We start from the raw sequence: 5,476 nt of genomic DNA, 5'->3' as shown, positions 1-5,476 counted from the left end.
GCTGGTACAACAGAAACAGAATTCACAGCAGCATCGGCTATCAAACACCTCAAGCTATGGAGGATCAGATTAGAAGAACCGCTTAATACTTAACTTTTTTGTGTCCAGATTATTGACTCAAATCCACCTCCTAATATTAAGTTCAAATTATTATTTATCATAAACAGAAAAAGGATACATGATATAAATAAGTAATTTAAATAGTTAAGATTACTCTGTTACAAGATGACTGCTTAGAAAAATATGAAGCATTTATCGATGGTTGTTTTTATTTGTATATTAAGTCTATTTAATGTCCATCCTTGAAAGAAGGAGTGATATAGATGATAGCAATAGAACTAATCGCTGGGATAATTTTGGTTATGGCTTTTATTCACTACTTGTATACAAAAAGAAACAATGAATACAAAGTATCTCTAGTGGTAAATCATTTAAATACCAGTGATGAAATTAAGAAGACTTTAGCAATGGGTTTATATTTAAGATTTAGAAAGGAAAATGCTGATGCACCTAAATACTCTTCTAGCTACATAAAACAAAATCCGTTAGAATTCGAAAGATTTGTAGCAGATGTGTTTGAAAAATCTAGAGGTGGATCTACATGGGTATCAAGGGCTTCAGGTGATTACGGTGTTGACTTTGAACAGACAGTAAATGATGAATTGTATTTAGGACAGGTTAAATGTTACCAAGGTGATTTATCATATGAACCAATAGCTTTAGTGCATTCAAACATGGTTAAGCGAAATGCACAAGGAGGATATGTGATTACAACTGGATCATTTACAACAGCTGCCCGTGCATATGCTAAAGGACTTAATGTGGAATTAATTGACGGGGTGAAATTAATCGATATATGGTTAATGAGTGTTAACCATAACGAGCAGGAAATTCGAAAAATAATACCTGAATTTAACTAAAATGAATATTATTAAAAAATAAGGCACACATGTAAAAAATAATTAATATTAGCGTTCAGTACTTAATTAATTCTAAATTAATGGGACTATTCTTAGATACAGAACTTCATATTAGAAAAAGACCAATAATTCGTATAACACAATTATTACGAACTATTGTTCTTTTTTTATTTTATTAAAACGTTAGCGTCTTCTTATTAATCTTGTCTTTCTTATTCTTGGTCTTTTCTTTATTGGCTGCTTCAACTCAATGGATTTGGGTTCTAATGAATTTTCAAAAAAGGAAGTGTTATTAGATGCTATAAATAAATCGACATATTCCTTGAATTTAACATTAGACAATTCACGCGCACTTTGCCATTCATAATAATTTATATTACAAAAGAAGCTATAAAAAATCGGATTTATTAAAAAGTTAATTACAAGTTCATTCCTCATCAATTCACCTTTACTCAATGAACCTTTTTTATTCTGTATTATGGTTCTTACAAAACCCATTAATAAATCAACAATCTCTACACCTATTTCTTGTTTCTTGGGGGTTAGCTGGCAGTCTAATACTTTATACTGTTCACCCCTGTACATAGATTGAGTGTTAAGTTGCTCTACTAAAAGTCGATCTAACTGAAGTTTAGTGTAGGTCGAAGAATTTTCAATAAATAAATTAGCTGTTATATTTACATCCTTCCCATAATTACGTAACAAACCGTATAGAATTCTTTCTGGTAATTTAGTATAAATCATTCTTTGTGATAAGTTTATATCATCATAGAAACTTCTACGTTCTCGTAGTGATGTTTCATCGTAATTAATGATATTCATTTTACAAAGAGGAGAGTATTTAGAGAACATGTTAATTACACTCATAATATCTCTTCTTAAAGGATAATATCCTGAATACTCAGCCCAATGGAGAGGCATATATTCATTATTTTGTAGTTTTCTATTAATTTCTCTAAAATCATCTGCTTGGTATATTGATTCTGGGATTAAAAGTCCAGCCATTAAAGTTGGTCTTTGCTTAATATTATTGCTGCCACTTTCATCAAAAAAGATATGTACCTTTTCTGTATTTAAAGTCTCTTGCTTCATTAAAACCATCCTATCATGATTATAGGTTTATTTGACATTTTCTAAAGGGTGTTATATTATGATTATACAATAAATACGCGCTCATGTGAGCGGCCGAAAATATTGATGGATTAATTAGTACGCACTCACGTGAGTGTCCGAAAATTAACCTTCAAAAAGAAGCATCCTTTAGGGATGCTTCTTTTATTTTATCCTTTAGTTTTCACATGTACTGTACCAATTAGTACTATTCGTAAAATCTTGATTATACGAATAGTATTAATTTTAATTAGGTTGGTACAATTGTTTTCATTTAAGGGGAATTATGTGTAATCTTACGTATTTCTATAGCTTCCCTTTTTTTAGTTTTCGAGACGAACGATTCCTATTGAAATTTCTAACTTCCTTGGTTATTCCAGCGGCATGAGTCTTGGATTAATCATCGTATACTTGCCTATTTTAATATTTATACCATAATATATGAGGCATTATGTTTTGCAATTTCATTACATAAATTTATATGGTTTTAATACAGACTATTGCAGTGAAAAATAGCAGTTCTAAAAATCCTTTGATTGGCAGCTCTATGGGCAAATTTAAAAGCCTCAAAGGAAAAAATAATATTAACAAATCTTTTCAAACAAACTAGATAAAAAAACTGGGAAAATTAAAGACATATAAATATTAAGAGCAAAGATAGAATAAGAGTCCTTTCAACTAGGACTCTTATTTATTCTCATGACCACTTCTCTTCTTCCTCCATCCATTTCCAGGCAGTTAAATCAAATGATTGAAAAGCATCATGGAAGACAAAATAAGAAGGAAGTTCTAAAGTATCAAAACCAACATCCTTCCAGCAATTCTGGAACCATTCTGCAATTGCTTTTTCCTCTTTAGGGACTAACTCTTCTTCGTTTTGCTCATAAAAGCTATAAAAATCATCAAGCTGTTTATCTGATATGTAACTACATTCTACATCAGAAATAATCTCTTCACTACCAGCAAAAAGAGGCGAACCTTCTTCTTTAAAAACTTCATTATTATCTCTATCCATTGAAAACATTCTAATAGAAAACGTGGATTGATCCATAAAAACTACAAAATCTATTAAATCAATAGTTGGTGAAAATTGATACGTTTGTATTTCCTTTAGTTTGTTAGTCAGCACTTCAGTGTGGTTATCCAGGCTAGTTAAGAACGTGTTCATGTAATTTTTAGTTGTAAACATAAAAACCTCCAAGTAATTTATTAAATCCATTATATACCAAAGTATAGTTAGAGTTAATAAATCAAACTATTACCCCTATTAGGACTAATCGCATCTAATGATTCTAAATATAATCCTTTTCAATGAGGATCTTAAACTATATTGTTTTTGTTCGTTAAATGAGAATTTAACGCAGACTTATAGATTCATAAAGTCATTGCTAATCCTTCTTCTCTTGTCTGTTAAACGTAAAATACTCTCGTAACTATTTTTGAATTCATAGTCATTAGTGCTTGGAACCCGCCGCAACCCAAAACTTGGTTTGAAGAAATTTAACAATGTATAAAAAAATAGGCAGAGGATAAATCCTCTGCCATTCATTGTTCTTATGATTTAACAGCATCCTTCAGTTTTTTTCCTGCTTTAAATGAAGGTGCTTTGCTTGCTGCAATTTCAATTTCCTCGCCTGTTTGAGGATTACGTCCTTTTCTTGCCGCACGTTCACTAACAGAGAAAGCTCCAAATCCTATAATCTCCACTTTATCACCATTTTTTAATACTGTTGTGATTGTTTCCATTACGGAGTCAACTACTCTAGCTGTGTCTTTTTTCGATAGTTCAGTGCTTTCAGCTACTGCATTAATAAGTTCTGTTTTGTTCATATATGTACCTCCTAGAAATCAGTCCAAATGGGACACTATTAGTATTTCACAAACTTTTTTAATTCGCAATTTTAAAGCTAATTGACTTGGAGCCTTAACAAAAGGTAGTGTAAGATGTGAAATAATATATACCATTTAGGAAGTCCTCTTATGGAACAAACGCCCCCGTTTGTTTAAGTGAATTTTTTCACATATTTTATAAAATTTAACAAAGCACTAGTTCCTTTTTTAAAGAATTAGTGCTTTTGAGTTTTTTATAATATTTATTTGAATTGGTCACCAACATGACTAATATGGATAGCAAGTTCATCATGTTCTTTTTCCCCTAATACATCGGAGAAAATGTTATGCAGTTCATCCCATGCCTCTTTTACTTCTTTCGCTAAAGCTACACCTTCATCTGTAAGGTAAAGTAAAGTATTTCTGCCAGATTGCTCATGAGAAACAAGGTTTTTTTGTTCTAGTTTTGGGACAAAGCGAGCAATTGTTGATGGAGCAGTGTGCAGTAATTCTGCCAACTCTTTTTGATTTATCCCAGGATTTTCTCTAATGGATAAGATAATAAAGCCATATGTTGGAGCTAATCCAGTAGTTTTGAATGCATCTTCTGCAATTTTGTCCAAAATACGATCAAGTTTTTTAACAGTAAAAAACAAACACTCATTTAATGATTGATTAATGGGTTTAGCCATAAGCCCCCTCCTTTAGAAACTTTATAAGTTATTTTAGAATTTTTTTATTTGTTATTGGATAAATTAGAACACATGTCTACTTAAATTACTATTCAATAGGATAACTCATGATTTTAAGAAATACAAATTTATAATTTATGTAATAATTTACTAATAAGTATAACAGTTGCATGTACACGCAATTTATTGTAAGATGATTCTCGTAACAAACAAAAAATAAAATTGTCTTAAAAGAAAGGAAGTATATCTTCAATGAATTCAATAATTTGGCCTAAAGGTTACCTACCAGGAATGACTGATAACTTTGCTTCTAATGAAATTATCGTAGCTAATCTATCCGCTGCCGAAGTTTGGGAGTATCTAAATAACACATCACAATGGGAATCTTACTATAGCAATGTTGCAGACATTCGCTTCCATAATGTTTCTGGACCGGAACTTAGTCAAGGTGCTCACTTCCGATTCACTACGTTTGGATTCCCAATTGAAGCGGAAGTATTAGAGTACGAAGCACCTACTGATAGTAAACCTGCAAGATTAGCTTGGCATGGTTGGGAAGAAGGCTCAACAGCTGATGATGCTTTACATGTTCACCACGCATGGTTAATAGAAGATTTATCTGATAATCGAGTACGTATACTCACTCAAGAAACTCAGAATGGGAAAGCAGCAAAAGAGATGGCGATAGAAAAGCCAAACCCAATGATTAATGGTCATCAAGACTGGATCGAAGGACTTGCAAAAGAGGCAGCACAAAATAAGCATTCCTAATTTAATAAAGATAAACTGCTACTCATTATGAAGTGACCCCATAAAGTTAGACATGGTTATCTCGTTAGGCAGCTTCTGGGGCATGAGTTCGGTATTGAACCGGACTCATGCCTTTTAATTTTGCCTTAATTCGTATGTGATTATAGTAATAAA

General features: G+C 31.8%; 7 protein-coding genes. 2 read left to right on the top strand and 5 right to left on the bottom strand.

The window, feature by feature from the left end; genetic code table 11:
* The first annotated feature begins 323 nt into the window (after nt 1-323).
* Entirely contained in the window at nt 324-920 is a 597-nt protein-coding gene (locus M3600_RS27895; protein ID WP_251648449.1) for a restriction endonuclease, read from the top strand.
* A 183-nt stretch (nt 921-1,103) separates the two neighbouring features.
* On the opposite strand, the gene M3600_RS27890 is transcribed toward M3600_RS27895, so the two are convergent.
* The 4 genes from M3600_RS27890 to M3600_RS27875 all read right to left on the bottom strand — a co-directional run bounded on the left by M3600_RS27890 (nt 1,104) and on the right by M3600_RS27875 (nt 4,552).
* On the bottom strand, nt 1,104-2,012 hold the full coding sequence (locus M3600_RS27890) for a DUF3800 domain-containing protein (protein ID WP_251648448.1): 909 nt from the start codon (nt 2,010-2,012) through the stop codon (nt 1,104-1,106).
* A gap of 715 nt (nt 2,013-2,727) precedes the next feature.
* Complete coding sequence (locus M3600_RS27885; protein ID WP_251648446.1) at nt 2,728-3,219, bottom strand: hypothetical protein; 492 nt, start codon at nt 3,217-3,219, stop codon at nt 2,728-2,730.
* Between the two features lie 365 nt (nt 3,220-3,584).
* Entirely contained in the window at nt 3,585-3,860 is a 276-nt protein-coding gene (locus M3600_RS27880) for an HU family DNA-binding protein (protein ID WP_251648444.1), read from the bottom strand.
* Nucleotides 3,861-4,123: 263 nt separating this feature from the next.
* Nucleotides 4,124-4,552, bottom strand: coding sequence for a MarR family winged helix-turn-helix transcriptional regulator (locus M3600_RS27875; RefSeq protein ID WP_251648442.1), 429 nt, complete (start codon nt 4,550-4,552; stop codon nt 4,124-4,126).
* 252 nt (nt 4,553-4,804) lie between these two features.
* Here M3600_RS27875 and M3600_RS27870 point away from each other — a divergent pair, with 252 nt between their 5' ends.
* On the top strand, nt 4,805-5,323 hold the full coding sequence (locus tag M3600_RS27870) for an SRPBCC family protein (protein ID WP_251648440.1): 519 nt from the start codon (nt 4,805-4,807) through the stop codon (nt 5,321-5,323).
* A 64-nt stretch (nt 5,324-5,387) separates the two neighbouring features.
* On the opposite strand, the gene M3600_RS27865 is transcribed toward M3600_RS27870, so the two are convergent.
* The coding region (locus M3600_RS27865; protein WP_251648451.1) for an IS3 family transposase at nt 5,388-5,476 on the bottom strand (89 nt) is incomplete at its 5' end.

The organism is Niallia sp. MER 6, assembly GCF_023714395.1.
Classification (GTDB): domain Bacteria; phylum Bacillota; class Bacilli; order Bacillales; family Cytobacillaceae; genus Niallia.
This window is presented reverse-complemented; position numbering and strand designations above follow the sequence as displayed.

Coding starts and splice junctions, on each gene's coding strand:
- M3600_RS27895 (WP_251648449.1), top strand. CDS start 324: ATGATAGCAATAGAACTAATCGCTGGGATAATTTTGGTTATGGCTTTT.
- M3600_RS27870 (WP_251648440.1), top strand. CDS start 4,805: ATGAATTCAATAATTTGGCCTAAAGGTTACCTACCAGGAATGACTGAT.
- M3600_RS27890 (WP_251648448.1), bottom strand. CDS start 2,012: ATGAAGCAAGAGACTTTAAATACAGAAAAGGTACATATCTTTTTTGAT.
- M3600_RS27885 (WP_251648446.1), bottom strand. CDS start 3,219: ATGTTTACAACTAAAAATTACATGAACACGTTCTTAACTAGCCTGGAT.
- M3600_RS27875 (WP_251648442.1), bottom strand. CDS start 4,552: ATGGCTAAACCCATTAATCAATCATTAAATGAGTGTTTGTTTTTTACT.
- M3600_RS27880 (WP_251648444.1), bottom strand. CDS start 3,860: ATGAACAAAACAGAACTTATTAATGCAGTAGCTGAAAGCACTGAACTA.